This is a genomic window from Palleronia abyssalis (genome assembly GCF_900302445.1).
Classification (GTDB): Bacteria; Pseudomonadota; Alphaproteobacteria; order Rhodobacterales; family Rhodobacteraceae; genus Palleronia; species Palleronia abyssalis.
This window is the reverse complement of sequence record NZ_ONZF01000006.1, coordinates 85,920-109,873: the sequence shown is the minus strand read 5'-3', so window position 1 is coordinate 109,873 and position 23,954 is coordinate 85,920. Positions and strand designations below refer to the sequence as shown.

The window sequence follows — 23,954 nt, the reverse complement described above, 5'->3', positions numbered from 1 at the left end:
ATTTTGTTTGGCGCAAGGTGCAGGGGAACGGGGCGCAGCACAAGCCGAAGACCCCGACAGGCCCCTGGTCGAGCGGTTGGTCCGGACGGACACATGACAGAACGAGTTTTCCTTGCGGCGTTGGCCGCGTGTTTCATCGCGACGGGCGTCGCGGCCGAGGCCGAGCGTGGTCCGGTTACGAACCTGCCCATGCCGCGCTTCGTTTCCATGAAGGCGACGGAGGGTAACGTGCGGCGTGGACCGTCGCTGAGCCATCGGATCGACTGGGTTTACAACCGCAAGGACCTGCCGCTGATCATCACCGCCGAATACGGCCATTGGCGCCGGGTCGAGGATCGGGATGGTCAGGGCGGATGGGTGCATTACTCGCTTCTGTCGGGGGTGCGGACCGTGATGGTCGACGCCGAGGAGGTCGTGCTGCGCGCCACCCCCGATCTCCGCGCGCCCGAGATCGCGAACGTCAAGCGCGGCGTGGTCGCCCGGATCGACGAATGCGTGCGCGACTGGTGCCGGCTGCGCAAGGCGGGCTATCGCGGCTGGGCCCCGAAGGCCGCACTGTGGGGCGTGGGGTCGGACGAAGTCATCGAATAGGCCCCCCTGCCAAGGGGGGCGGCCGTACTGTGCGTCAGTCATGCCAAATCAGGTCGCGCGCGTGTCGAGGAGGCGGCGCGCGATGACCTGTGCCTGGATCTCGGCGGCGCCTTCGAAGATGTTGAGGATCCGCGCGTCGCACAGGACACGGCTGATGGCGTATTCCAGCGCAAAGCCGTTGCCGCCATGGATCTGCAAACCATTGTCGGCGGCCGCCCACGCGACCCGCGCGCCAAGCAGCTTCGCCATCCCGGCTTCGAGGTCGCAGCGCCGCCCGTGGTCCTTCTGGTAGGCCGAGAAATAGGTCAGCTGCCGGGCCACCATGATCTCGACCGCCATCATCGCCAGCTTGCCCGACACGCGCGGAAACTCGATCAGGGACTTGCCGAACTGCTTGCGGTCCTCGGCGTAGCGCATGGAGATGTCGAGCGCGGATTGTGCCACACCGATCGCGCGCGCGGCGGTCTGGATGCGGGCGGATTCAAACGTCTCCATCAGCTGCTTGAAGCCGCGGCCTTCCTCTCCGCCCAGAAGGTTCTCGCCCTTCACCGCGAAGCCGTCGAAGGCCAGCTCGTATTCCTTCATCCCGCGATAGCCCAGAACCTCGATCTCGCCGCCGGTGATGCCGTCATCGGGGAAGGGGGCGTCGTCCGTTCCGGGGGTCTTTTCGGCCAGGAACATCGACAGGCCGCTGTAATTCGTGGTCGCGGGGTCGGTGCGCGCCAAAAGCGTCATGACATGCGTGCGCGCGGCGTGGGTGATCCACGTCTTGTTGCCGGTGATCTGCCAATCGTCGCCGTCGCGGGTGGCGCGGGTGCGCAAGGCCCCCAGATCCGAACCGGTGTTGGGTTCGGTGAAGACGGCGGTGGGCAGCGTTTCGCCCGAGGCGATGCCCGGCAGCCACTTCTGCTTTTGCTCTTCGGTGCCGCCGCACAGGATCAGCTCGGCCGCGATCTCTGACCGGGTGCCAAGGCTGCCGACGCCGATATAGCCGCGCGACAGTTCCTCGGACACGACGCACATGGACGCCTTGGACAGGCCGAAGCCGCCGTATTCCTCGGGGATGGTCAGGCCGAAGACGCCCAGCTCGGCCATTTCCGAAACGATCTCCATCGGGATCAGTTCGTCCTTCAGGTGCCATTCGTGGGCGTGGGGTTCGACCTTGTCGACGGAGAAACGGCGGAACTGCTCACGGATCATCTCGAGCTCGTCATCGAGGCCGGTGCGGCCCACGGTGATCTCGGCCGAGCGTTCGCGCATCAATTCCAACAACCGCGTGCGCGCAGCCTGGTTGTTGCCAGAGCGGATCAGGGTGTCGATCTCGGGCCCCTCGATGCCCGCGTCGAGGCCGAGGTCCGTCAGGCGCAGCATCTCGCCCTGGCTCATCGGGATGCCGCCGCGGATCTGGGCGAGGTACTCGCCGAACGCGATCTGATGGACCAGGCCTTCGACCTCGCCGAAGGTGCCGGCTTCGGTCAGCTTCTCGGCCCAGGTCTGCATCTGGCACAGCGCCTCGACATAGGTCGCCAGCCAGGCAAGCCCGTGAACGGCATGCTGGTGCGCCTCGATCCGTGCGCCGGAGACGCGGTCACCTTCGGTCACATGCGTGCGGACCGCCTGAATGGCCTTGTCCTGCACCGATTCCAGCGCCGGGATCGCCGCCGCCGTCAGCGACAGCAGGTCGGGAAGAAGGTCTGTCCGAGGCTCGACCTGAAACTGGTCCTGTCCATCGTGGGGCATGATCGTTCCTTATGCTGCGGTTGCGAAGCGAGGTAGCGCGACCGGATCGCGCGCGCAACAAGATTTCTAAATAATGTGCGTGATCTTTCCAAAAGTGACGCGTCCAATTTTTGCGCGCGGGTGGTTTTGCAGGATGCGCCCCCCGGTCCCTTGGGATACCGCTGGGCGCATGTTGCCAGACACGCTTCCCCCCGCCCTTCTTGCCTATGCCTTCCTCCTGACCCTAGGCGCCGGGTTCGTGAAGGGGGCCGTAGGGTTCGCGATGCCGCTGATCATGATCTCGACCCTGTCGATCCTGATCGACCCGCGGCTGGTCGTGGCGGGCATCGTCCTGCCCATCGTGATGTCGAACGCGTTGCAGGTCGCGCGATCCGGCCGCGCCGAGGCTTGGGCCGCCGTGCTGGAATTCCGGCGGTATATCGTCATCGTCTGCGTGATGATCCTGATCGCGGCGCAGTTCCTGACGGTGGTGCCCGAACGGGCGATCTATGTCGCGCTGGGCGTGCCCGTCGCGATGCTGTCGGTCATCCAGCTGACCGGGTGGAGCTTTCGCGTCCCGGACGCGCAACGCGGGCGCTACGATCTGGGGATCGGGCTGGTCGCTGGGGGGCTGGGCGGTTTCGCGGGCGTGTGGGGGCCGCCGACGGTGCTGTACCTGCTGGCGCTCGATACGCCGAAGAAGAAGCAGATGGCGGTGCAGGGGGTGGTCTACGGGCTGGGATCCGTGGCGCTTCTGGTGGGGCACCTGCAATCGGGGATCCTGAATGGCGAGACTGTGGGCTTCTCGGTCTTCCTGCTGATCCCGGCGGCGCTTGGCATGTGGATCGGGTTCAAGGCGGGCGACAGACTGGACGCGGTGAAGTTCCGGAAGGCCACTTTGGCGGTGTTGATCGTCGCGGGGCTGAACCTGATCCGCAGGGGTATCTTCGGATAGAAAAAAGCCGCGCGCCGGGGGACCGGCGCGCGGCGGAAAAGCAATCCCGTCAGGGAATTACATGTTCACTTGCGCATCGTCGGGAAGCGCAGTCTCCGAGTCGTACTCGAAGCCTTCGGCACTTTCGATCTGCTCTTCGGTCATCGACTGAAGCATGATCTGGCCGTCCTGCATGGTGACGTCCGACAGGGCCACGGGAACTTGCGTGTCGCCGATCCCGAGGAAGCCGCCCGAGGAGATGACGAGCATCTGCTCACCGTCCATCTCGATCACCGCGTCGGGGGTGCCGAGATCGTCGCCATTGGCGCTCATCACGGTCATGCCGAGGATGTCGCCCACGGTCATGGTCTCACCGCCGGCCGCGGCGCTGTCTTCTTCGGCGGAAGCTTCGCCGTCCGACATCGTCACGGTTTCATCGGTGCTTTGCTCGGACGACTGATCCGAAGCCTGCTCCTCCGAGGATTGCTCCGCCGAAGTGGCAGCGGCCTCATCTTCGGACTGCTGACCTTCGGACTGCGATTGCTGCGACTGGCGCTGCTCACGCTCTTCCTGCGTCTCGAAGGTTACCTGAGGCTCGCCGCTCTGGACGATCTCGACCGACGGCTGCTGGGCGAACTGAACATCGACCTGCGGATCGGACCCGCTGTAGCTTACAGTCGGCTCGCCGCCGCTGTTGATCTCGACCTGCGGTTCTTCGTCGTTCTGGACCATCTGCACGGTCGGCTCGCCGCGGGTGGTGGTCACGTTACCGTCGACGGAATCGCCTTCGGACCCGTCGGAGCTTCCGCCCTCGGCACCTTCACCTTCGACGTCGGTGGCGTTCTCGCCAACTTCGTCTTCGGCCAGAGCAATGGTGACGTTGGGATCAGGCTGCGTGACTTCGACCTGAGCTTCGCCCTGCTGAACGTCGACCTGCGGCTCGCCCTGCTGCACGGAAACCGACGGATCGGCCTGCAGAACATAGAGGTTCGGCGCGGGGATCTCGACGCGTACGATGATTTCGGGGATCTCGACCGAGACGGTCGGCTGCGGCTGCTCGAGCTCGATCTCGGGCGCTGTCTGATCGACAGTGACCGTGGGCGTGCCGGGCGTTACGGAAACGTCGGAGCCGGGAACCTGAACGTCGACATTCGGCGCGGGCACGGAGGCCTGTGCTTCAGCTTCGACATCGAGTTGCTCGGTCGCCTGGACTTCTTCGCTGACTTGAACGTCGGCCTCGGCCTCTGCATCGGCTTCAGCCGTGGCCTCTTCGCTCGCCTGGTCTTCTTCGGATGCCTGGGCCTGATCTTCGGTCTCGCCGGACGTGCCACCAAGCTCGCTTGCTAGCGTGGAGCAGGTTTCAGCTTCGTCCTGGTTGATCGCGGTCACGACGTCCTGGGCGGACACGTTTTCGACCTGACCGTCCATATCGGCGACCATCTGGCCGAGATCCTGGCATTCGGTCGACTTGCCGGTCAGCTGGTCGGGGTTGATTTCAATTTGCTGGGCGAGGGCGGTGCCGGCGAGCGGCAGCGTGAGAGCCGTGCCAAGCAGCATTGCGCGTGTGCGGTTGTTCATAGGAGCCTTCCTCCACTAGATACGTAACTGACCTCATCGGGCCTGTTCACGAAAGGCGGAGGAAGGCGAGAGGTTCCGAGAAACTTCTACTTTTCCAGAGAGCCAGAAACCTAGTTCAAGGCGATCGCGCGGACGTCGTCGTCGATATGCGCCTCATATTGCGCGAAATTCTCCGAGAACATGTCGACGAGCTTGCGTGCCTGCGCATCGTAGGCCGCCGGATCATCCCAAGTCTTGCGTGGGTTGAGCAAAAGGTCGGGAACGCCGCCGACGGTCGTAGGGACCTCGAACCCGAAGTTCGGATCCTTACGGAACGGGGCCTGGTCGAGCGATCCATCCAGTGCAGCGGACAGCAGGGCACGGGTCGCCTTGATCGGCATCCGGCTGCCTTCGCCATAGGACCCACCGGTCCAGCCGGTATTGACCAGCCAGCAGGTCGCGCCGTGCTTGGCGATCTTCTTTTTCAGCAGTTCGCCGTAGACTTCGGGGCGCCGCGGCATGAAGGGCGCGCCGAAACAGGTTGAGAATGTCGGCTGCGGCTCGGTCACACCACGTTCGGTCCCCGCGACCTTGGCGGTGAAACCCGACAGGAAGTGATACATCGCCTGCGCCGGGGTCAGCCGCGCGATGGGGGGCAGCACGCCGAACGCATCGCAGGTCAGCATGATGACGTTCTTGGGGTGTCCGCCAAGCGCCGTTTCAGACGCGTTCGAGATATAGTGCAGCGGGTAGGCGCAGCGCATGTTCGCCGTCAGGCTGTCATCGTCGAAATCCAGATCGCGCGTGGTCTCGTCATAGACCATGTTCTCGATGATGGTCGCGAAGCGCTGGGTTGTGGCATAGATCTCGGGTTCGGCCTTGGGGTCGAGGCCGATGGTCTTGGCGTAGCAGCCGCCCTCGAAGTTGAAGGTGCCGCGATCCGACCAGCCGTGTTCGTCGTCGCCGATCAGCACCCGGTTCGGGTCGGCGGACAGGGTCGTCTTGCCGGTACCCGACAGGCCGAAGAACACGGCCGTGTCCACCGGGTTGCCCGGCGCGTGATTGGCCGAACAGTGCATCGGCATGATGTTCTTCTCGGGCAGGATGTAGTTCAGCAGGGTGAAGACGGACTTCTTGTTCTCGCCGGCATATTCAGTGCCACCGATCAGGATTGTCTTGTCGTCCATGTTGATGGCGATCACCGTTTCCGAGCGGCAGCCATGCTTTTCGGGCTCGGCCTTGAAGGTCGGGCAGTTGATGATCGTGAAATCGGGCGTGAAGGTCTTCAGGCTTTCCGCATCCGGGCGCCGCAGAAGATGGCGGATGAACAACGAATGCCAGGCCAGTTCGGTCACGACGCGCACGTCAAGGCGATGGGCCGGGTCGGCCCCGCCGAAGAGGTCCTGCACAAAATAGTCGCGGCCCTTCATATGCTCCAGCATGTCGGCCTTCAGCGCGTCGAACTTTGCCGGATCCATGGGGGGGTTGTTCTCCCACCAGATGGTGTCCTCGGTCGAGGGGGTCTTCACGACGAACTTGTCCTTGGGTGAACGCCCGGTGTGCTTGCCGGTCGACACCAGCAGCGTGCCGCCCTGGCCCAGCTTGCCCTCGCCCCGATCAAGGGCCGTTTCCATCAACTGCGGCTCGGTCAGGTTATAATAGACGGTGCCGAGCCCGCCGATACCTTGCGTCTCGAGGGTGTGGTTCGGGTTCACGCGTCCGTCGGTCATCCTGTCCGTCCTGAATGAAGTAACAAAGTTGCTTGGTAGGTGCCTGCCAAGGGTCCTTCGTTACACCGTCGAAGGTTTTGGGGCCAGACCGGTTAGCGCAACCGGGGCGAGTTTAACGCCAACGGGCAATTTGGCGAGGTGAGGCAATTAAGTCAGCCCTAACGATTTAAAGGTCACATGAGGCAGCGCATCGGGCGCCGAATCACGAAACCTGTTGCCTCGGTTTCGGCCACACGAAATTATGACCGAAAAAAGACGGCCACAGGCAACAGAAGAAAATCGTGCAGTAGAAGGACGACTCCCATGTCGAGAATTGCCCTCGTGGACGATGACAGGAACATCCTGACATCGGTCGCCATGACGCTCGAGGCCGAAGGTTTCGAGGTCGAGACGTACAATGACGGTCAACAGGCGCTGGATGCATTCAACAAGAAGCTTCCGGACATGGCCGTATTCGACATCAAGATGCCCCGCATGGACGGGATGGATCTGCTTCAGCGCGTGCGCCAGAAGACGCAGATGCCGGTGATCTTCCTGACCTCGAAGGATGACGAGATCGACGAGGTCCTGGGCCTGCGCATGGGCGCCGACGACTACGTGAAGAAGCCCTTTTCTCAACGGCTTCTGGTCGAACGGATCCGCGCGCTTCTTCGGCGTCAGGAGGTTCTGTCGGGCGAAGAGCCGACCGCGGTCGAGGCCAGCCAGGCCCTGACACGCGGCCATCTGACGATGGACCCGGCGCGCCATGCCGTGAAATGGAAGGGCAGGGACGTGTCGCTGACTGTAACCGAGTTCCTGCTTTTGCAGGCCCTGGCGCAACGCCCGGGCTTCGTGAAAAGCCGCGATCAGCTGATGGACGTGGCCTATGACGATCAGGTCTATGTCGACGACCGTACGATCGACAGCCACATCAAGCGTCTGCGCAAGAAGATGCGTTCGGTCGACGACGATTTCGCCGCGATCGAGACGCTGTACGGCATCGGATATCGTTACAACGAAGAGTAGACAGGTGACGATGGCGATAGACAGCAATTCGGGAAGCGCACAGCGTTCTGGTCTGATCCTGGGCGAGGACTGGATGCGTCCCGATGCGTCGGCCGAGCGCGAGGCGCGCAACAAGTCGCGCCCCAAAGGTCCCATCGCGATCAACCGCTCGCCGCTGGCGCGCAAGATCGTCATCTTCAACCTTCTGGCGATCCTGATGCTGGTCGCCGGCGTGCTGTTCCTGAATCCGTTCCGCGATAGTCTGGTGTTCCAGCGCGAGGCCGGGTTGGTCGCCGAGGCCGAGCTGGTCGCCAATGTCTTCGAGGCGCGGCTGGCCCAGGACCCCGAGGCCACCCTGGGCGCCGGCATCGACCCCGAACGCACGGTCGCGATGCTCGATCTTTCGGGGCAATCCGAGGTCTTCGTCTTCGACCTTGACGGGGCAATCCTGACGACGTCTCGCGGCATGCCACGGGCGCCGGGAATGGTGGCGCAGAGGCTGGACCGGGACGGACGGTCGACGGTCATCACCGACATGCTGGACCGTGCCTGGATGTCGATCGCCAACCTTCTGCAGAAAGGCGACAACAGCACCACCGCGGCCGAGACGCAGAGGCTGGCGAACCTGCTGGTTGCCCGCGCGCTGGACGGCGGTACCCATGTCGAGACGAACCTGGTCAAGGCCGGCAGCACGATCTTCGCCGTCGCCACCCCCATCGAGCGGGACGATGTGGTTCTGGGCGCCATCGCGATGACCAGCGGCGCCGGCGAACTCGACGAGCTGGTCCGCGCCGAGCGCGAGCAGGTGCTGCAGATGTTCGTCGTGGCCATCATCGTCTCGATCGGGCTGAGCCTGGTCCTGGCGTCGACCATCGCCAATCCGCTGGCGGACCTTGCCGCTGCGGCCGAGATCGGGCGGGACCGCCATTCGCGCGCCGTGAAACCATCGCGCGTGCGCATCCCCGACCTTTCCGCGCGCCCCGACGAGATCGGGCGCCTGTCTTCGGCGCTGCGCGGCATGGTTGCAGCCCTGTATGACCGGATCGACGCGAACGAGCAGTTCGCCGCGGATGTCGCACACGAGATCAAGAACCCGCTCGCCTCGCTGCGCTCGGCCGTTGGGTCGCTGCGCTTCGTGAAGAAAGAGGAGCAGCGCGACAAGCTTCTGGACGTGATCGACCATGACGTGCGCCGGCTGGACCGGCTGGTCAGCGACATCTCGAACGCCTCGCGGCTGGACAGCGAACTGGTCAAGGAGGAGGAGGAGAGCTTCAACCTCCTGGGGATGCTGACCAATCTGGGCGACTACCTGGGCGCCGATGCCGAGAGCAAGGGGATCGAGTTCATCGTCGACCTGCCGTCCGAGCCCATCGTCATCGACGGTCTGGAAAGCCGCCTTGCGCAGGTCTTCGTGAACCTCATCACGAACGCGATCTCGTTTTCGAAGGAGGGGGACGCAATCCGAATGTGGGCCCGCAAGCGCGAGAACCGGGTTCTGGTCGTCGTCGAGGATACCGGCCCGGGCATCCCCGAGGGCGCGCTGGCGAAGATCTTCAACCGTTTCTACAGTGAGCGTCCCGAGGGGCAGTTCGGGAACAACTCCGGCCTTGGGCTGGCGATTTCCAAGCAGATCGTCGAGGCGCATGGCGGCGTGATCTGGGCCGAGAACATCAAGCCCACCGATGCCGATCCGACCTCTGCGCCTATGGGCGCACGGTTCGTCGTCGGTCTTCCGGTGTGACGCCGACGGCGCAACTGACCCTTCATGCCAGCGCCGTGGCGCTGAACGGGCGCGGCCTGCTGATCCGCGGGGCCGCGGGGCAGGGCAAGTCGGCCTTGGCCCTTGCGATGCTGGCCCGTGGTGCCACTCTGATCTCGGACGACCGGACCTGCCTTGCGGCGCGGCAGCGCGGCATAGTCGCTTGGGCGCCCACCGCGATCCTCGGGCTGATCGAAGCACGTGGCGTCGGGCTTCTGACCGCAGAAGTCGCGCCACCTACGGGCATAGAAATGGTGGTGGACCTGGATGCCGAGCCTGCCGAAAGGCTGCCCCGCGCGCAGGAATGTGACATCCTGGGAGCGTCGATTCCGCTGGTTGCGGGCGCCGGAAATGTCCATCTATCCGATGCGATGCTGCAATTCCTCAAGACCGGTCGAAGGATCAACGAATGATGCAGAATGGGGGCGCCCGCGTTGTCCTCGTCACCGGCCCGTCCGGGGCCGGCAGAACCACGGCGTTGAAGACGCTGGAAGATATCGGGTTCGAGCCCGTCGACAACATGCCGCTGTCGCTGGTGGGGGAGATGCTACCCGCAGACCGTCCCCTGGCACTGGGCGTGGATATCCGCAACCGCGATTTCGACACGGATGCGATTCTGGCCTTGGTGGATAGCTTGCGTGAGGATGCGGCGAACTCGGTGGATCTTCTGTTCCTCGACGCCCGCCGGGAGGTGCTGATCGCACGGTATTCCGAAACACGGCGCCGTCATCCCCTGACGCCGCAGGAATCGCCGGAGGCCGGGATCGACGCTGAGGTCGCCCTGTTGGAGCCGATCCGCAGCCGCGCCACCAATCTGATCGACACATCCGACAAGACAGTCCACGAGACTCGGGATGATATTCGACGCCTGTTCGGTGGGGATACCGATCTGGGGCTATCTGTGTCGGTCGAGTCGTTCTCGTACAAGATGGGCCTGCCGCCGGGCGCCGATCTGGTCTTCGACATGCGCTTCCTCGCCAACCCCCATTGGGAGCCTCGGCTGCGCCCGCTGGACGGCCGGTCGGAGGACGTCCGCGATTACGTCACCGCCGACGCACGATTCGCGGATGCCTTCGACCGGGTGAGGGATCTTCTGCTATCGCTCCTCCCTGCGTATCGAAGCGAAGGGAAGACACACCTCACGGTTGCAATTGGATGTACCGGGGGGCAACACAGATCTGTTGCCGTTGCGGAATTATTGAGCAATGCACTTGCAGCAAACGCGTGGCGGGTGTCAACTCGGCATCGAGAGCTTGAGCGCCGCGGAACCTTGGGTCCGCGAGAGCCGGGAGTAACGCCGTGATCGGCATCGTCATCGTAGCGCACGGGGGCCTGGCCCGTGAATTCCTGGCCGCGGTCGAGCATGTCGTGGGCCGTCAGAACGGCATCCGCGCCGTGTCCATAGACCCTGAGTGTAACCGCGACATGAAGCAGGCCGAAATCTGTGCCGCGGCGGACGCGGTGGACGAGGGGGAAGGCGTGATCGTCGCCACCGACATGTTCGGCGGGTCACCCTCGAACCTGTCCTTGAGAGCGTGCCGTCCAGATGACCGACGGATCGTCTACGGCGCCAACCTTCCGCTGCTGATCAAGCTGGCGAAATCGCGGCACCTGCCCCTGGGCGAGGCGGTGTCCACGGGGTTGATGGCGGGCCGCAAGTACCTCGACACAATGGCGCAGCCCACGCCGGACCTCAAGATCGCCTCAGGCGGGCAACGCTGAGGCATGGCCAGCCGTCACCTCAAGATCGTGAACGAGAAGGGCCTGCACGCCCGTGCCTCGGCCAAGTTGGTCGAGGTCGTCGAAGCCCATGACGCCAGCGCCGATGTGCGTCACGGCGACCAAATCGCGTCTGGCGACAGCATCATGGGCCTTCTGATGCTCGCCGCCCATCGCGGCACCACGATCGAGGTCGAGACGCGCGGCCCGGACGCCGATGCCTTGGCCGACGCGCTGGAACGGCTTGTCGAAAGCCGGTTCGGCGAGGATATGTAGCGGGTCCGAGCCCAACGCGCCTTCCAGGGTGCATATGCCGGGGAACGCAGCGCCTTCCACTCGGTTGGGACCGAGGTACAAGGGGGACTGCATGTTCGATTGGATATCCGGCACGATCGAGGCGATGGGCTATTTCGGAATCGCCTTCCTGATGTTCGCCGAGAACGTCTTTCCCCCCATCCCGTCCGAACTGATCATGCCGCTGGCCGGCTTCAACGCCGCGCGGGGCGACATGACGTTCTGGGGCGTGCTGATCGCGGGGTCCATCGGGTCGCTTGCCGGCGCGGTGCTTTGGTACTGGATCGGCTTGAAGATCGGACAGCGCCGTATCCGCAAACTGGCCGCGAAGCACGGGCGATGGCTGACGGTCAGCCCCGACGAGTTCGACCAGGCGCAGGGCTGGTTCGACCGGCACGGCGGTATGGCCGTGTTCTTCGGGCGTCTTCTGCCGACGGTGCGCACGTTCATCTCGGTGCCGGCGGGCCTGGTTCCGATGCCTCTGCCGCGGTTCCTGGCCTATACCAGCGCAGGCACGCTGATCTGGACGGCTTTCCTGACCGCATCGGGCTATTTCCTGGAAAGCCAGTACGAGCGGGTGCAGGCATGGCTGAACCCGGTTTCGACGGCTGTCGTCGTCGGCTTGGTCGCATTCTACATCTGGCGGGTGGCGACCTATCGGCGGCGGGTGCCCGAGCCCGAAGACGCCTAGCGGGTCGGCACGGGCTCGTCGCCGCGATAGTCGTAGAAGCCGCGGCCGGTCTTGCGGCCCAGCCAGCCGGCCTCGACATACTTGGTTAGAAGGGGGCAGGGGCGGTATTTCGTATCGGCCAGCCCGTCATGCAGGACGTTCATGATGGCAAGGCAGGTGTCGAGCCCGATGAAATCGGCCAGCTCCAGCGGTCCCATCGGGTGGTTGGTGCCCAGCCGCATTGCCTTGTCGATGGATTTCACGTTGCCCACGCCTTCATACAGCACGTAGACCGCTTCGTTTATCATCGGCATCAGGATGCGGTTGACGATGAAGGCAGGAAAATCTTCGGCCGTGGCGGCGGTCTTACCCAGACGTTCGACCACGGCCATGCAGGCGTCGAACGTTTCCTCGTCGGTTGCGATACCGCGGATCAGTTCGACCAGGCTCATCACCGGAACGGGGTTCATGAAGTGGAACCCCAGGAATTTCTCGGGACGGTCGGTCTTCGACGCCAGCCGAGTGATCGAGATCGACGAGGTATTCGATGTCAGGATGGTCTCGGGCTTCAGGGCGGGGACAAGCTCCTTGAAGATCGCGTCCTTCACGGCCTCGCGCTCGGTCGCGGCCTCAATCACCAGGTCGCACTGGCCCAGATCGGTCAGCGTGCCGGTGGTTGCGATGCGGGCCACGGCGGAATCGCGCTCCTCCTGGGAAATCTTCTCGCGCGCGACTTGCCGGTCCAGGTTCTTGCCGATCTGGTCGGCAGCGCGGTCCAGCGCCTCGGCGTCGACATCGGTCAGAACCACGTCGTACCCGGCCAAGGCGCAGACATGGGCGATGCCGTTGCCCATCTGACCGGCGCCGATCACGCCCACGCGTTCGATATTCATCCTGTCATCCCCTGTCTTGCGCGTGCGGACGATAGGGGTCGGCTAAGGTCGGGGCAAGGGCCGAGAAATAGGTTCAATCTTCGCCTTTAGGGAAATCCCAACCTTCCGCCCGCATGGTGGAACGTGGGGAACGAAAGGGGGACAGGTAATGGTCCTGACACAGCGAATCGGCGCTTTGCCGAAGGAAGAGACGTGCGTTTATCCGGGCGGCAGACTGGCCTGCCCGGGACCGGAGCGATCATTGGACGAGCCGTTCGTCGCCGTCCTGGGCGCGAAAGAGACTGTCTCGCCCCCCGGCCACAGTTCAGTGCCCGACGCACTGGAAGTCAGGCTGGGTCTGCCATGCGTGGATTTCTCGGCGAGCCAAGCGGGGCCCGACGCCTATCTTGCCGATACAGGCCTGATGATGCACGTCCAGCGCGCCAGCGCGGTGGTCATCACCGTGCCGGGGGCCCACGCGCTGCGTAATCCGTTTTTCACCGTCCACAAATGGTCGAATGACCGTGTCATTGGTCAAAGCGAGAAGTTGCGCGACCTGTTCCCGGAGATGGAATTCCTGAGTTATGGCTTCGTGCGGCAGATGCTGGGCGACATGCAGGCGTGCTCTCCCGGTCGGTTCGCGGTGGTTCGACAGGCGCTGCAGCACATCTGGATGGAGCGGATGCAGACGTTGCTGGCCCAGTTCGATCAACCCGTGATCGCGCTTTGGCGCGGGAACCGCGGGCCGGACGATGCTGATCCCAACCGGTTGGACACGGACCCGGCCCTGGTGACGAAAGAGATGTTCGAGGCGTTGGACGTGGAGCGCAGGGTCGTCGTTCCGGGCGCTAGGAAGACCTTTTTGGCAGGTAGGCCGAAAGCCGGTCGGAGCTGCCCGGTCGAAGATCGACTTGCGCCTGTAGTGGCGGAGTTGGCGGAATGGCCGCTCGGCCCGGCGAAGGATCCGGAAGGGCCCCGCCGCAGAGGGGCCCTGTTCGGGACGTGAGGCGATCAGACCTTTTCGGTCAGTTCCGGGATCGCCTCGAACAGGTCCGCGACCAGTCCGTAATCGGCGACCTGGAAGATCGGGGCTTCCTCGTCCTTGTTGATCGCGACGATGATCTTGCTGTCCTTCATGCCCGCGAGGTGCTGGATGGCACCTGAAATGCCGCAGGCGATGTAGAGGTCAGGCGCGACCACCTTGCCAGTTTGCCCGACCTGCCAGTCGTTCGGGGCATAGCCCGAGTCGACCGCCGCGCGGGACGCGCCGATCGCGGCACCCAGCTTGTCGGCGAGGTTCTCGATAATTTTGAAGTCTTCTTCGGATCCGACACCACGCCCGCCCGAGACGACGATCCCGGCGCTGGTCAGATCGGGGCGATCGGTTTCGGCGACGTGATCCTCGACCCATTCCGACAGGCCCGGAGCGTCGGCGGGAGAGACGTTCTCCACAGAAGCCGAATTGCCGGTGCCGGCGGCGTCGAAGGTCGAGGTGCGGATCGACAGCACCTTCTTCGAATCGTTGGATTTCACGGTCTGGATGGCGTTGCCGGCATAGACCGGACGCTCGAACGTATCGGCGTCGACGATGCCCGAAACGTCGGTGATCACCATTACATCCAGCAGCGCGGCGACGCGGGGAAGGATGTTCTTCGCATCGGTCGTAGCGGGCGCGACGATGTGGTCGTAATCGCCCGCGAGGCTGACCAGCAAGGCCGCGGTGGGCTCGGCCAGGCGGTGCCCGTACTGACCGTCCTCGGCGCAGAGGACCTTGGCGACGCCCTCGATGGTCGCGGCCTCGTTGGCGGCGTCGGCGGCTTTCGCCCCGGCGCACAGGACCGTCACATCACCCAGCGACGTCACCGCGGATACCGCCTTGGCGGTGGCATCCATGTTCAGCGCGCCGTCCGAGACTTCGGCAAGAAGAAGCACAGCCATATCAGATCACCCCCGCTTCGTTCTTCAGTTTATCCACAAGTTCATCCACAGACCCGACCATGATCCCGGCCTTGCGCTCGGGCGGCTCGGAAGTCTTGACGACTTCGAGCCGGGGCGAGACGTCGACGCCGTAATCGGACGGGGTCTTCTCGTCCAACGGCTTCTTTTTCGCTTTCATGATGTTGGGCAGCGACGCATAACGCGGCTCGTTCAAGCGCAGGTCGACGGAAACGACGGCCGGCAACTTCACCTTGATCGATTGCATCCCGCCATCGACCTCGCGCTTCACGGTGGCGTGCTCGCCCTCGATCTCGATCTTCGAGGCGAAGGTCGCTTGGCTCCAGCCCAGAAGGGCCGACAGCATCTGTCCGGTGGCGTTCATGTCGTTGTCGATGGCCTGCTTGCCGCAGATCACCATGCCGGGCTGTTCCTCGTCGACGACGGCCTTCAGAAGCTTGGCGACGGCCAGGGGTTCGATGTCCTGGTGCACGTCATCGGCCGCGACGATCAGGATGGCGCGGTCGGCGCCCATCGCCAGCGCGGTGCGCAGGGTTTCCTGCGCCTGCTTCACGCCGATCGAGACCGCGATGACCTCTTCGACGGTGCCGGCTTCCTTCATGCGGATCGCCTCTTCCACGGCGATCTCGTCGAAGGGATTCATGCTCATCTTGACGTTGGCGAGGTCGACCCCGCTGCCATCACCCTTCACGCGGACCTTGACGTTATAGTCGATCACGCGCTTGACCGGGACGAGTACTTTCATCATGCGCCTCCTCTGAATTTGTACGAACACGTAGCGCGGGCCGCTGCCGCGTAACAGGCCAAAAACGTCGCGTCATGTAGCTGTGACGCCCCGTTTCGGGCCTTTCAGCGGTTCGCCCCGGGCGTCCACAGAATGTCGCTGCGCCCGTCGTCATTCGCCAGCCGGGCCGCGCAGAAACACCAGTCCGACAGCCGGTTGAGGTATGTGATCGCAGCCTCATTCACCGTTTCGACAGACGCCAGTGCCTGTGTGCGACGCTCGGCCCGGCGCACCACGGTGCGGCAAAGATGAAGGTAGGCAGACAGGGCGGAACCACCGGGCAGGATGAACGAGCGCAGCTTCTCCAGCCGTGTATTCATCGCGTCGATCTCGGCTTCCAGGCGGTCGGTCTGTGAGGCGATCATGCGTAGCGGCGGATACTCGGCTTCGGCGTCCTTTTCGATGTCGGGATTGCAAAGGTCCGCGCCCAGGTCGAACAAGTCGTTCTGGATCCGCTCGATCTGCTGCGCCAACTCGCCTTCGGCATGCAGGCGGGCCATGCCGAAGGTTGCATTTGCCTCGTCCACTGTGCCGTAGGCCTCGACGCGGGTGTCGTGCTTTGCGACCCGCTCGCCATTGCCCAGGGCCGTCTGACCCTTGTCGCCGGTGCGTGTGTAAATTTTCGACAGAACGACCATGTTCACCCTCCCATGCGGCGGAAGAACACGAAGACCAGGATCACGACGATCGCAAGGGCCTGTGCGTAGATCCGCCAGCGCATGTACTTGTTGGATTTCTTCGCATTGTCACTTCCGCCCCGTCCGAAGGTCGAGATCCCCAGAATAAGAATGACCGCGACCGCGATGCAGGCGATCAGGACAAGGAGGAAAAGGGGGTCTGTGAACATCGGCGGGCCCTTCGTGTCGGTTCGCACCGACCTAACGCGGCCCGCCGGAAAAGCGAAGTGTCAGCCCTGCGGCGTCAGGAAGCGGTCGAAGATATAGGCCGTGAGTCCCGACTTCACGACACGCACCTCGGCCCAGCCATCGTTGGTGGTGCCAAGAATCTCGACCGTCTGGTCGCGCACAACCTGATCGAGGACCTCGTTCCCGGTCGAAGGGCCGGCCCGCAGGTTGACGCGATTCGCGTTCACCGTGGCCGTGGGCCAAGCTGTGCTGTCGGTCGAGGCCACGGCATCCTGCGCATTGGCGGTCGAAGCCTGCGCAGCACCCGGCGTGTAGGTTTCGGTCGCGGCCACTGCGCGCTGGATGGCACCCGCCTCGTCGTCAAGGGCCAGAAGGCCGGGCGTGGGGTCGGTCAGGTCGGTTTGCGCGCGAGCCATGTCGACCCCCGCATCGCTGTCCATCGGGCGATCGAGGTCACGGCCAGCGACGGACAGGGTCACGCCGATGCCGGCGAGAAGAAGAGCGGTAAGACGAATCATTGTACGTCCCTCATGAGAATGTGCTGTCAAGCGTTGTGGCGATAACGCGCCGACCCGTGATTGGTTCGCCACGCCGCCAAAAAACTCGCCGAGAATTCGCTTTCCCGCGTCGCGGCGTGCCGATACTCCCGGTTGCATGACCGACGAGACCGAAGACGACACCCCCCCGGCCGAGCTGTCGGAATCGCTGAGCCGTGCGATCGGCGAGCGGTATCTGACCTATGCCCTGTCCACGATCATGCACCGCGCGCTGCCCGATGCCCGCGACGGGCTGAAACCCGTGCACCGGCGTATCCTGTTCGCAATGCGCGAACTCAGGCTGGGATCGAACGGGGGGTTCCGGAAGTCGGCCAAGATCTCGGGCGACGTGATGGGCAACTACCACCCGCATGGCGACGCCGCGATCTATGACGCGATGGCGCGTCTGGCCCAGGATTTCGCCGTGCGCTATCCGCTGGTGGACGGGCAGGGCAACTTCGGCAACATCGACGGCGACAACCCGGCCGCTTCGCGCTACACAGAGGCGCGGATGACCGTAGCGGCCGAGGCGCTTCTGGCGGGCTTGGACGAGGATGCGGTCGACTATCGCCCGAACTACGACGGCACCCTGTCCGAGCCGGTCGTGCTGCCCGCCGCCTTCCCGAACCTGCTGGCCAACGGCTCCAGCGGGATCGCGGTGGGGATGGCGACCAACATCCCACCCCACAACATCGTGGAACTGGTCGACGCCTGCCTGCATCTGATCAAGACGCCCGACGCCCGCGACGAGACGCTTCTGAACTACGTGAAGGGGCCCGACTTCCCCACCGGCGGGGTGATCGTCGAAAGCCCCGAAAGCATGGCCGAGGCCTATCGCACCGGCCGTGGCGGTTTCCGCCTGCGCGCCAGCTACGAGGTCGAGGATCTGGGCCGCGGTCAGTGGCAGGTCGTCGTGACCGAAATCCCGTACCAGGTGCAGAAGTCGAAGCTGATCGAACGGATCGCCGACCTCATCCAGTCGAAGAAGCTGCCGATCCTGGCCGATGTGCGCGACGAAAGCGCCGATGACGTGCGCATGGTGCTGGAACCCCGGACCCGCAGCGTGGACCCCGAGGTGATGATGGGGATGCTGTTCAAGCAGACCGATCTGGAAGTACGGTTCGCGCTGAACATGAACGTCCTGATCGACGGCCGCACGCCGAAGGTGTGTTCGCTGAAGGAGGTTCTTCGCGCCTTCCTTGATCACCGGCAGGAGGTTCTGCTGCGCCGCAAGCGTCACCGGCTGGCGAAGATCGACCACCGGCTGGAGGTGCTGGAAGGCTTCATCATCGCGTTCCTGAACCTCGACCGCGTGATCGAGATCATTCGATATGACGAGGGCCCGAAGCCCGCCCTGATGCGGCAGGACTGGGCGAACGTCCCGCCTCGGGCCGAGGACGAAGCGGCCTACGTCTCGCCCCCCGCGGGGGAGGGGGAGCTGTCGGACGTTCAGGCCGAAGCCATTCTGAACATGCGACTTCGCGCCCTGCGCCGCCTTGAAGAATTGGAATTGAAGCGCGAGCGTGACGAGCTGATGCGCGAGCGGGCGGAGATCGAGGATCTGCTCGCCGACGAAGGCGTGCAGTGGAATGCGATCTCGGGCGAGCTGCGCGAGACCAAGCGTCAGTTCGGCAAGGACTACGAACGCGGCGCCCGCCTGACACGCTTCGCCGAGGCCGGTACGGTCGAAGACGTGCCGCTCGAGGCGATGATCGACCGCGAGCCGGTGACGGTCGTATGCAGCCAGATGGGCTGGATCCGCGCCATGAAGGGCCACATCGACCTGGGGCAAGAGCTGAAGTTCAAGGATGGCGACGGCCCGCTTTACGCCTTCCATGCCGAAACGACCGATCGGCTTTTGCTGGTGGGGTCGAACGGGCGGTTCTACACGTTGCCCGTCGCCAACCTGCCAGGCGGTCGCGGCATGGGCGAGCCCGTGCGCCTGACGGTGGACCTGCCGAACGACGCGCAGATCGTGGCGCTGCGCATCCACCGCCCGGGGGAGCGTCTGCTGGTCGCCTCTTCGGCCGGGGACGGGTTCCTGCTGCCCGAGGACGAGGCGCTGGCCCAGACTCGTGGCGGCAAGCAGGTGCTGAACGTGAAGGCCCCGGTGCGGACCCTTCTGGTCCGCCCGGTCGATGGCGACCACGTCGCCACGGTGGGCGAGAATCGCAAGCTTCTGGTCTTCGCGCTGGATGAACTGCCCGAGATGGGGCGCGGCAAGGGCGTGCGCCTGCAACGTTTCAAAGATGGCGGTCTGTCGGATGCCATCGTGTTCACTCTGGCCGACGGGCTCAGCTGGCAGGATCCGGCAGGCCGTACGCGGCATGTCGGCCGCTCCGAGCTGTCGGAATGGATTGGCAAGCGGGCCAGCGCGGGCCGCATGGCCCCCCGGGGGTTCCCGCGAGACAACAGGTTCCCCTGATCGTGCCGCGGGGGGTTGCACCCCCCGCACCCCGCAGCCAACCTGCCCGGGTCGTCAAAGGGGGGTATCCGTGATCCATCGCTTTCTGGCCCTGGGCCTGCTGTTCGTCCTGTCCGCCTGCGTCGCGCCCGAGGTGCCCGAAGGCCCCGGGACCCTTGGCGATTTCCGGTTGGGCTATAACATCGTGCAGGCCAAGACCGTGAAGCAGGGGCCGTTCTCGCGCCAGGTCTCGGACGAACAGTTGACCGGCGCCCTGACGGACGAGATCGAGCGGCGTCTGGGCCGCTACGACGGCGACGGTCTCTATCACCTCGGCGTGGCCATCGGCGGCTTCGTTCTGGCCCAGCCGGGGATCCCGCTGATCTATACCCCGAAATCGGTGCTGATCCTCGAAGTGAACCTTTACGACAACGCGACGCAAGCCCGCCTGAACCCCGAGCCAAAGCAGATCACCGCGTTCGAGGGGATCAACAACGCCGCCCCCATCATCGGCTCGGGCATCGCCCGCGGCGCGGAGGAGCAGCTGGACAACCTCGTCACCTCGGCCGCCTTCCAGATCGAGCAATGGCTGAAGGCCAACCCCGATTGGTTCACGCCCAAACCCGGCCAGCCGCGGGTTCAGATCGACCGCGCGACGCTGAATGCCCGCTCGGCCGCGGCGATCGTCGCAGGCGGAAACACGACCCCTGGGGCCGTGCCGGCCAACTGACGCTTGCGTTTCGCAGGTCCGACCGATAAGCAGCGCGCGTTGTTGAACCGGGCCCGCCCGCGCGGGTGTTCTGGCCCCCAGAAGAACGAGGCTGCGACGCCATGGCGAAGGCAAAATTCGAACGTAACAAGCCGCACGTGAACATCGGGACGATCGGTCACGTGGACCACGGCAAGACGACGCTGACGGCGGCGATCACGAAGTATTTCGGCGACTTCCGCGCGTATGACCAGATCGACGGCGCGCCCGAAGAGAAGGCCCGCGGTATCACGATTTCGACCGCGCACGTGGAGTACGAGACCGAGGCGCGTCACTACGCCCACGTCGACTGCCCCGGCCACGCCGACTACGTGAAGAACATGATCACGGGTGCCGCGCAGATGGACGGCGCGATCCTGGTGGTGAACGCGGCCGACGGCCCCATGCCCCAGACGCGCGAGCACATCCTGCTGGGCCGCCAGGTCGGCATCCCGACCATGGTCGTCTACATGAACAAGGTTGACCAGGTGGATGACGAGGAGCTTCTGGAGCTCGTCGAGATGGAAATCCGCGAGCTTCTGTCGTCCTACGAGTACCCTGGCGACGACATCCCCGTGGTCAAGGGCTCGGCCCTGGCGGCGATGAACGGCGAGAACCCCGAAATCGGCGAGAACTCGATCCGCGAGCTGATGGCCGCCGTCGACGACTGGATCCCCACGCCCGAGCGTGCGGTGGACCAGCCGTTCCTGATGCCGGTCGAGGACGTGTTCTCGATCTCGGGTCGTGGTACGGTCGTGACCGGTCGCGTCGAGCGTGGCGTGATCAACGTGGGCGACGAGATCGAGATCGTCGGCATCCGCGACACCAAGAAGACGACCTGCACGGGCGTCGAGATGTTCCGCAAGCTGCTGGATCGTGGTGAAGCCGGCGACAACATCGGCGCGCTTCTGCGTGGTATCGACCGTGAGGGCGTCCAGCGTGGCCAGGTTCTCTGCAAGCCCGGCTCGGTCAAGCCGCACACCAAGTTCGAGGCCGAGGCCTACATCCTGACCAAGGAAGAGGGTGGCCGCCACACGCCGTTCTTCGCCAACTACCGTCCGCAGTTCTACTTCCGCACGACGGACGTGACGGGCACGGTTCAGCTGGCCGAAGGCACCGAGATGGTGATGCCCGGCGACAACGTGTCGTTCGGCGTCGAGCTGATCGCCCCGATCGCGATGGAAGAGAAGCTGCGCTTCGCCATCCGCGAAGGCGGCCGCACCGTCGGCGCCGGCGTGGTCTCCAAGATCATCGAGTGATCTTCGGCTGGGCGCCCCGGCGCCCTGGCCCTAGTATTCGGGGGGCGGTCTTCGGGCCGCCCCTTTTTCGTATCGGACGACCATGCAAGATCATATCCAGTTCGCCCGCGTCCTTGGCGGGACCGACCACGGCAGCCCCCTGACCGATGACGCGGCCATCTCGAACGCGCTGCACGACGACCGTCCGGCCTGGTTGCACCTTCAGGCCGACCATCCCGAGACCGATCCCTGGATCGACACGCACCTGGAATGGCTTGATCCGTCGATCCGCGATGCCCTGACCGAACCGCAGACCCGCCCTCGCGCTCTGCGGCTCGGTGACGGGCTTCTGGTTAATTTACGTGGGATCAACACCAATGTCGGCAAGGACCCCGAGGACATGGTGTCGGTCCGCCTCTACATCGACTCCGCGCGGATCGTTTCGATGTCACGGTTTCGCCTCCGCTCGATCGAGGGGCTGGGCGCCAGCATTGATGCCGGGCAGGGGCCGCAAACCGCCGGGGCCTTCCTGGCCGACCTCATCGAACGCCTGACGGATCTGGTCGAGGCGCAGGTCGAGAACCTTGAAGATCGGGCCGACCAGCTTGAGGAAGCTTCCATCGCCGATCCCATCGGCGCGCACCGCGAGGAGGTGTCGGACCAGCGTCTCGAACTGACCGAACTGCGCCGCTACATGGCACCGCAACGTGATGCGGTGCGCACGGTGGTGCGGTCGGGCGTGCCCTGGCTGACAGAGGCGGACATCCGCAAGATCGACGAACAGCTTGACCAGATCACCCGCGTAACCGAGGCGCTGGAGGCCACGCGCGAACAGCTTCAGGCGATCCGGGACGAGATCGAGGGGGCCAAGGCCGATCGGCTGAACCGCAACCTCTATATCCTAAGCGTCGTATCAGCCGTGTTCCTGCCGCTGGGGTTCCTGACCGGCCTGATGGGGATCAACATCGCGGGCATGCCAGGCACGGACTGGCCGCCCGCGTTCTGGGTCTTCACCGGCGGCCTTTGCATCATCACCGCCGTCGCCCTTCTGCTGATGCACCGCACGCGTATTCTGCGGCCAACCCGCGGGAAACGATAATGGAGGTGGGGCGTCGCGATGCGAGGTCGGGGCTGTCCGACGATGAAGCGCAGTTCCGGGGCTCTGGGAACGTTCCGTATCCCCGCCCCCGGGCCTTATGATATTCTATCCCGTAGCGCGGGGATCGCTGTCGCCGCGGCGTGATGAGCGCAGAACTCCAATCTTCGAGACGTACCGCAGCCAGCCTGATTGGGCTCCTCCGATGGCTCGGGCACCGGTCTCCGCAAGAAAAAAGGCCCCGCCCGATGGGGCGAGGCCATTTATTGGTGGATAACCGAGCAGATCAGGCGGCCTTGGGGTTCACGCCTTCGGTCGCGATCTTCGTCATGTGCTCGTCGCCTTGGCGCGTCTGCTCCAGGCACTCCTTCAGAAGTGCGCCGTCGCCTTCAAAGCCAAGGCGGTTTGCATAGGCCATGCAGCAGCCATAACCCGCAATCGCGTAGTGCGTCATACGCTGGTATTGGCTGATGATCATCGCATCACGCGCATCGTCCGAGCCGAACTGCTCGTCCAAGGCATGGGCGTGGGCTTCCGTCACGAGACCTTCCATACCCTTGCAATGTTCGCCATTGGGGTCGATCCCGTGATCCGAGCAGATACGCTCCAGCGCTTCCATGCCGTCGGCGATGCCCTTGGACCCAGCCGCCAGCGCCTTGCCAAGCTCATCATCCTTGGAGGCTTGTCCCAGCTTGGTGGTGGCGTCGATGGACTGTTTGCAGGCGCTGTAGAGGTCCTGGATCTGGTCGAGATACACGTCTTTGAGGTCGTTGAGGGCCATTTTTGGTCTCTCCCGGCGTTGTTTTGAATTTCATCCGTCGAACGTTGGACCAAGCTGCTTGTTCCATGGCGATCCGGTCTTGACCCCGTCCCAGCTGTGACATAGGCGAAAGGTCGGCCTTAGGGGTTTAGCTCAGTTGGTAGAGCAGCGGTCTCCAAAACCGCAGGTCGTGGGTTCGAGTCCCTCAGCCCCTGCCATTTTCCCGGATTTCCAGAACATCGGCACCCCCGGCGTCATCCGTCGTAGCAGCCATCCTCCTTCAGCGGATCGTGTCCCCAGTTCATCAGCGAATAGCGCCAGGTCGAGGTCTTCACGTCTTCCTGCGGCCCGCCTTGGGCGCAATGGCGGTTGATGTAGCCCACCACCTTGCCCATCCACGCCCACTGATCGTCGGACAGGTCGTCCTTCTTGGTCCTCTTGATCTCGACGATGCGGCGGCCGGAGTAGTGGCCGGTGCTTTCGCTGTCGTCGTCGCTGTCGCCGACTGACTTGGCCTCTTCCGTTTCCAGCCAGTCTTCCAGTTCCTTGGGCGCCATGTTCACCCGATCGCCCCATTCGTCCCAGATCTGCTCGCGGGATTTACTCATCATATCGCTCCTTTCGATTTTCCGAAAAATGGGCTGGCCGGGACGTGGGTTCCTGCGACGAAACGCCGGCAAGGGGATCCCGGCGATAATCGGTGGAACAGGGCTTATGAGGCCCACGTTACCGCTGGA

25 protein-coding genes and 1 tRNA gene are annotated in these 23,954 nt (G+C 64.2%); 15 read left to right on the top strand and 11 right to left on the bottom strand.

Features of this window, described 5'->3' with window-relative positions:
- The first annotated feature begins 93 nt into the window (after positions 1-93).
- Positions 94-591: an SH3 domain-containing protein gene (locus tag PAA8504_RS13715; RefSeq protein ID WP_108894760.1), complete on the top strand. Its 498-nt coding sequence runs from the start codon at positions 94-96 to the stop codon at positions 589-591.
- Between the two features lie 48 nt (positions 592-639).
- Here PAA8504_RS13715 and PAA8504_RS13710 read toward each other — a convergent pair whose 3' ends face one another.
- A complete protein-coding gene (locus PAA8504_RS13710) occupies positions 640-2,331 on the bottom strand; it encodes an acyl-CoA dehydrogenase family protein (protein ID WP_108894759.1) in 1,692 nt (563 codons plus the stop codon).
- Between the two features lie 169 nt (positions 2,332-2,500).
- On the opposite strand from PAA8504_RS13710, the gene PAA8504_RS13705 reads away from it, so the two are divergent.
- A complete protein-coding gene (locus PAA8504_RS13705; RefSeq protein ID WP_108894758.1) occupies positions 2,501-3,265 on the top strand; it encodes a sulfite exporter TauE/SafE family protein in 765 nt (254 codons plus the stop codon).
- Between the two features lie 57 nt (positions 3,266-3,322).
- On the opposite strand, the gene PAA8504_RS13700 is transcribed toward PAA8504_RS13705, so the two are convergent.
- Complete coding sequence (locus tag PAA8504_RS13700) at positions 3,323-4,822, bottom strand: PRC-barrel domain-containing protein (protein ID WP_108894757.1); 1,500 nt, start codon at positions 4,820-4,822, stop codon at positions 3,323-3,325.
- A 110-nt stretch (positions 4,823-4,932) separates the two neighbouring features.
- Complete coding sequence (locus tag PAA8504_RS13695; RefSeq protein WP_108894756.1) at positions 4,933-6,531, bottom strand: phosphoenolpyruvate carboxykinase; 1,599 nt, start codon at positions 6,529-6,531, stop codon at positions 4,933-4,935.
- Positions 6,532-6,834: 303 nt separating this feature from the next.
- Between PAA8504_RS13695 and PAA8504_RS13690 the strand changes: the two genes are divergently transcribed.
- From PAA8504_RS13690 to PAA8504_RS13660, 7 genes are all read left to right on the top strand, one after another.
- Positions 6,835-7,536, top strand: a complete 702-nt coding sequence (locus PAA8504_RS13690; RefSeq protein WP_108894755.1) for a response regulator transcription factor — start codon at positions 6,835-6,837, stop codon at positions 7,534-7,536.
- A 10-nt stretch (positions 7,537-7,546) separates the two neighbouring features.
- A complete protein-coding gene (locus PAA8504_RS13685) occupies positions 7,547-9,256 on the top strand; it encodes a sensor histidine kinase (protein ID WP_108894754.1) in 1,710 nt (569 codons plus the stop codon).
- On the top strand, positions 9,253-9,687 hold the full coding sequence (locus PAA8504_RS13680; protein WP_245897640.1) for an HPr kinase/phosphorylase: 435 nt from the start codon (positions 9,253-9,255) through the stop codon (positions 9,685-9,687). Before PAA8504_RS13685 ends, PAA8504_RS13680 begins: the two co-directional genes overlap by 4 nt.
- Entirely contained in the window at positions 9,684-10,577 is an 894-nt protein-coding gene (rapZ, locus tag PAA8504_RS13675; protein ID WP_108894753.1) for an RNase adapter RapZ, read from the top strand. Before PAA8504_RS13680 ends, rapZ begins: the two co-directional genes overlap by 4 nt.
- Positions 10,574-10,996: a PTS sugar transporter subunit IIA gene (locus tag PAA8504_RS13670; RefSeq protein WP_108894752.1), complete on the top strand. Its 423-nt coding sequence runs from the start codon at positions 10,574-10,576 to the stop codon at positions 10,994-10,996. The genes rapZ and PAA8504_RS13670 overlap by 4 nt, the downstream gene beginning before the upstream one ends.
- Positions 10,997-10,999: 3 nt before the next feature.
- Positions 11,000-11,269, top strand: coding sequence for an HPr family phosphocarrier protein (locus tag PAA8504_RS13665; RefSeq protein ID WP_108894751.1), 270 nt, complete (start codon positions 11,000-11,002; stop codon positions 11,267-11,269).
- A gap of 91 nt (positions 11,270-11,360) precedes the next feature.
- Entirely contained in the window at positions 11,361-11,978 is a 618-nt protein-coding gene (locus tag PAA8504_RS13660) for a DedA family protein (RefSeq protein WP_108894750.1), read from the top strand.
- On the opposite strand, the gene PAA8504_RS13655 is transcribed toward PAA8504_RS13660, so the two are convergent.
- Positions 11,975-12,850: a 3-hydroxybutyryl-CoA dehydrogenase gene (locus PAA8504_RS13655; RefSeq protein WP_108894749.1), complete on the bottom strand. Its 876-nt coding sequence runs from the start codon at positions 12,848-12,850 to the stop codon at positions 11,975-11,977. The two genes, PAA8504_RS13660 and PAA8504_RS13655, sit on opposite strands and share 4 nt — an antisense overlap.
- A gap of 148 nt (positions 12,851-12,998) precedes the next feature.
- On the opposite strand from PAA8504_RS13655, the gene PAA8504_RS13650 reads away from it, so the two are divergent.
- The gene (locus PAA8504_RS13650) at positions 12,999-13,835 is read left to right on the top strand and encodes a DUF6473 family protein (protein WP_108894748.1); all 837 of its coding nucleotides are present in this window, start codon (positions 12,999-13,001) and stop codon (positions 13,833-13,835) included.
- Positions 13,836-13,840: 5 nt separating this feature from the next.
- Here the strand turns inward: PAA8504_RS13650 and PAA8504_RS13645 are convergent, their stop codons facing one another.
- The 5 genes from PAA8504_RS13645 to PAA8504_RS13625 all read right to left on the bottom strand — a co-directional run bounded on the left by PAA8504_RS13645 (position 13,841) and on the right by PAA8504_RS13625 (position 16,953).
- Entirely contained in the window at positions 13,841-14,767 is a 927-nt protein-coding gene (locus PAA8504_RS13645) for an electron transfer flavoprotein subunit alpha/FixB family protein (RefSeq protein WP_108894747.1), read from the bottom strand.
- A 1-nt stretch (position 14,768) separates the two neighbouring features.
- Entirely contained in the window at positions 14,769-15,530 is a 762-nt protein-coding gene (locus PAA8504_RS13640; RefSeq protein ID WP_108894846.1) for an electron transfer flavoprotein subunit beta/FixA family protein, read from the bottom strand.
- A gap of 104 nt (positions 15,531-15,634) precedes the next feature.
- On the bottom strand, positions 15,635-16,207 hold the full coding sequence (locus PAA8504_RS13635; protein ID WP_108894746.1) for a cob(I)yrinic acid a,c-diamide adenosyltransferase: 573 nt from the start codon (positions 16,205-16,207) through the stop codon (positions 15,635-15,637).
- A 2-nt stretch (positions 16,208-16,209) separates the two neighbouring features.
- On the bottom strand, positions 16,210-16,416 hold the full coding sequence (locus tag PAA8504_RS13630; RefSeq protein WP_108894745.1) for a twin transmembrane helix small protein: 207 nt from the start codon (positions 16,414-16,416) through the stop codon (positions 16,210-16,212).
- Between the two features lie 60 nt (positions 16,417-16,476).
- Positions 16,477-16,953, bottom strand: coding sequence for an SH3 domain-containing protein (locus tag PAA8504_RS13625; protein ID WP_181375801.1), 477 nt, complete (start codon positions 16,951-16,953; stop codon positions 16,477-16,479).
- 136 nt (positions 16,954-17,089) lie between these two features.
- Here PAA8504_RS13625 and PAA8504_RS13620 point away from each other — a divergent pair, with 136 nt between their 5' ends.
- The 4 genes from PAA8504_RS13620 (at position 17,090) to PAA8504_RS13605 (ending at position 22,460) form a co-directional block, all read left to right on the top strand.
- Entirely contained in the window at positions 17,090-19,396 is a 2,307-nt protein-coding gene (locus PAA8504_RS13620; protein ID WP_108894743.1) for a DNA topoisomerase IV subunit A, read from the top strand.
- Positions 19,397-19,466: 70 nt separating this feature from the next.
- The gene (locus PAA8504_RS13615; protein ID WP_108894742.1) at positions 19,467-20,105 is read left to right on the top strand and encodes a hypothetical protein; all 639 of its coding nucleotides are present in this window, start codon (positions 19,467-19,469) and stop codon (positions 20,103-20,105) included.
- Between the two features lie 101 nt (positions 20,106-20,206).
- Positions 20,207-21,382 (top strand): elongation factor Tu, encoded by a 1,176-nt coding sequence (gene tuf / locus PAA8504_RS13610; protein ID WP_108894741.1) that lies wholly within the window; start codon positions 20,207-20,209, stop codon positions 21,380-21,382.
- A gap of 82 nt (positions 21,383-21,464) precedes the next feature.
- Complete coding sequence (locus PAA8504_RS13605) at positions 21,465-22,460, top strand: zinc transporter ZntB (RefSeq protein WP_108894740.1); 996 nt, start codon at positions 21,465-21,467, stop codon at positions 22,458-22,460.
- Between the two features lie 283 nt (positions 22,461-22,743).
- Here PAA8504_RS13605 and PAA8504_RS13600 read toward each other — a convergent pair whose 3' ends face one another.
- A complete protein-coding gene (locus PAA8504_RS13600; protein ID WP_108894739.1) occupies positions 22,744-23,238 on the bottom strand; it encodes a ferritin-like domain-containing protein in 495 nt (164 codons plus the stop codon).
- Positions 23,239-23,359: 121 nt separating this feature from the next.
- On the opposite strand from PAA8504_RS13600, the gene PAA8504_RS13595 reads away from it, so the two are divergent.
- A tRNA-Trp gene (locus tag PAA8504_RS13595) sits at positions 23,360-23,435 on the top strand.
- A 36-nt stretch (positions 23,436-23,471) separates the two neighbouring features.
- Here the strand turns inward: PAA8504_RS13595 and PAA8504_RS13590 are convergent.
- A complete protein-coding gene (locus PAA8504_RS13590; RefSeq protein WP_181375800.1) occupies positions 23,472-23,825 on the bottom strand; it encodes a DUF3140 domain-containing protein in 354 nt (117 codons plus the stop codon).
- Between the last annotated feature and the right edge of the window lie 129 nt (positions 23,826-23,954).

Excerpts from the sequence above, each read along its gene's own strand:
- PAA8504_RS13715 (WP_108894760.1), top strand. The coding sequence starts at position 94 with ATGACAGAACGAGTTTTCCTTGCGGCGTTGGCCGCGTGTTTCATCGCG.
- PAA8504_RS13710 (WP_108894759.1), bottom strand. The coding sequence starts at position 2,331 with ATGCCCCACGATGGACAGGACCAGTTTCAGGTCGAGCCTCGGACAGAC.
- PAA8504_RS13705 (WP_108894758.1), top strand. The coding sequence starts at position 2,501 with ATGTTGCCAGACACGCTTCCCCCCGCCCTTCTTGCCTATGCCTTCCTC.
- PAA8504_RS13700 (WP_108894757.1), bottom strand. The coding sequence starts at position 4,822 with ATGAACAACCGCACACGCGCAATGCTGCTTGGCACGGCTCTCACGCTG.
- PAA8504_RS13695 (WP_108894756.1), bottom strand. The coding sequence starts at position 6,531 with ATGACCGACGGACGCGTGAACCCGAACCACACCCTCGAGACGCAAGGT.
- PAA8504_RS13690 (WP_108894755.1), top strand. The coding sequence starts at position 6,835 with ATGTCGAGAATTGCCCTCGTGGACGATGACAGGAACATCCTGACATCG.
- PAA8504_RS13685 (WP_108894754.1), top strand. The coding sequence starts at position 7,547 with ATGGCGATAGACAGCAATTCGGGAAGCGCACAGCGTTCTGGTCTGATC.
- rapZ (WP_108894753.1), top strand. The coding sequence starts at position 9,684 with ATGATGCAGAATGGGGGCGCCCGCGTTGTCCTCGTCACCGGCCCGTCC.
- PAA8504_RS13665 (WP_108894751.1), top strand. The coding sequence starts at position 11,000 with ATGGCCAGCCGTCACCTCAAGATCGTGAACGAGAAGGGCCTGCACGCC.
- PAA8504_RS13660 (WP_108894750.1), top strand. The coding sequence starts at position 11,361 with ATGTTCGATTGGATATCCGGCACGATCGAGGCGATGGGCTATTTCGGA.
- PAA8504_RS13655 (WP_108894749.1), bottom strand. The coding sequence starts at position 12,850 with ATGAATATCGAACGCGTGGGCGTGATCGGCGCCGGTCAGATGGGCAAC.
- PAA8504_RS13650 (WP_108894748.1), top strand. The coding sequence starts at position 12,999 with ATGGTCCTGACACAGCGAATCGGCGCTTTGCCGAAGGAAGAGACGTGC.
- PAA8504_RS13645 (WP_108894747.1), bottom strand. The coding sequence starts at position 14,767 with ATGGCTGTGCTTCTTCTTGCCGAAGTCTCGGACGGCGCGCTGAACATG.
- PAA8504_RS13640 (WP_108894846.1), bottom strand. The coding sequence starts at position 15,530 with ATGAAAGTACTCGTCCCGGTCAAGCGCGTGATCGACTATAACGTCAAG.
- PAA8504_RS13635 (WP_108894746.1), bottom strand. The coding sequence starts at position 16,207 with ATGGTCGTTCTGTCGAAAATTTACACACGCACCGGCGACAAGGGTCAG.
- PAA8504_RS13630 (WP_108894745.1), bottom strand. The coding sequence starts at position 16,416 with ATGTTCACAGACCCCCTTTTCCTCCTTGTCCTGATCGCCTGCATCGCG.
- PAA8504_RS13625 (WP_181375801.1), bottom strand. The coding sequence starts at position 16,953 with ATGATTCGTCTTACCGCTCTTCTTCTCGCCGGCATCGGCGTGACCCTG.
- PAA8504_RS13620 (WP_108894743.1), top strand. The coding sequence starts at position 17,090 with ATGACCGACGAGACCGAAGACGACACCCCCCCGGCCGAGCTGTCGGAA.
- tuf (WP_108894741.1), top strand. The coding sequence starts at position 20,207 with ATGGCGAAGGCAAAATTCGAACGTAACAAGCCGCACGTGAACATCGGG.
- PAA8504_RS13605 (WP_108894740.1), top strand. The coding sequence starts at position 21,465 with ATGCAAGATCATATCCAGTTCGCCCGCGTCCTTGGCGGGACCGACCAC.
- PAA8504_RS13600 (WP_108894739.1), bottom strand. The coding sequence starts at position 23,238 with ATGGCCCTCAACGACCTCAAAGACGTGTATCTCGACCAGATCCAGGAC.
- PAA8504_RS13590 (WP_181375800.1), bottom strand. The coding sequence starts at position 23,825 with ATGAGTAAATCCCGCGAGCAGATCTGGGACGAATGGGGCGATCGGGTG.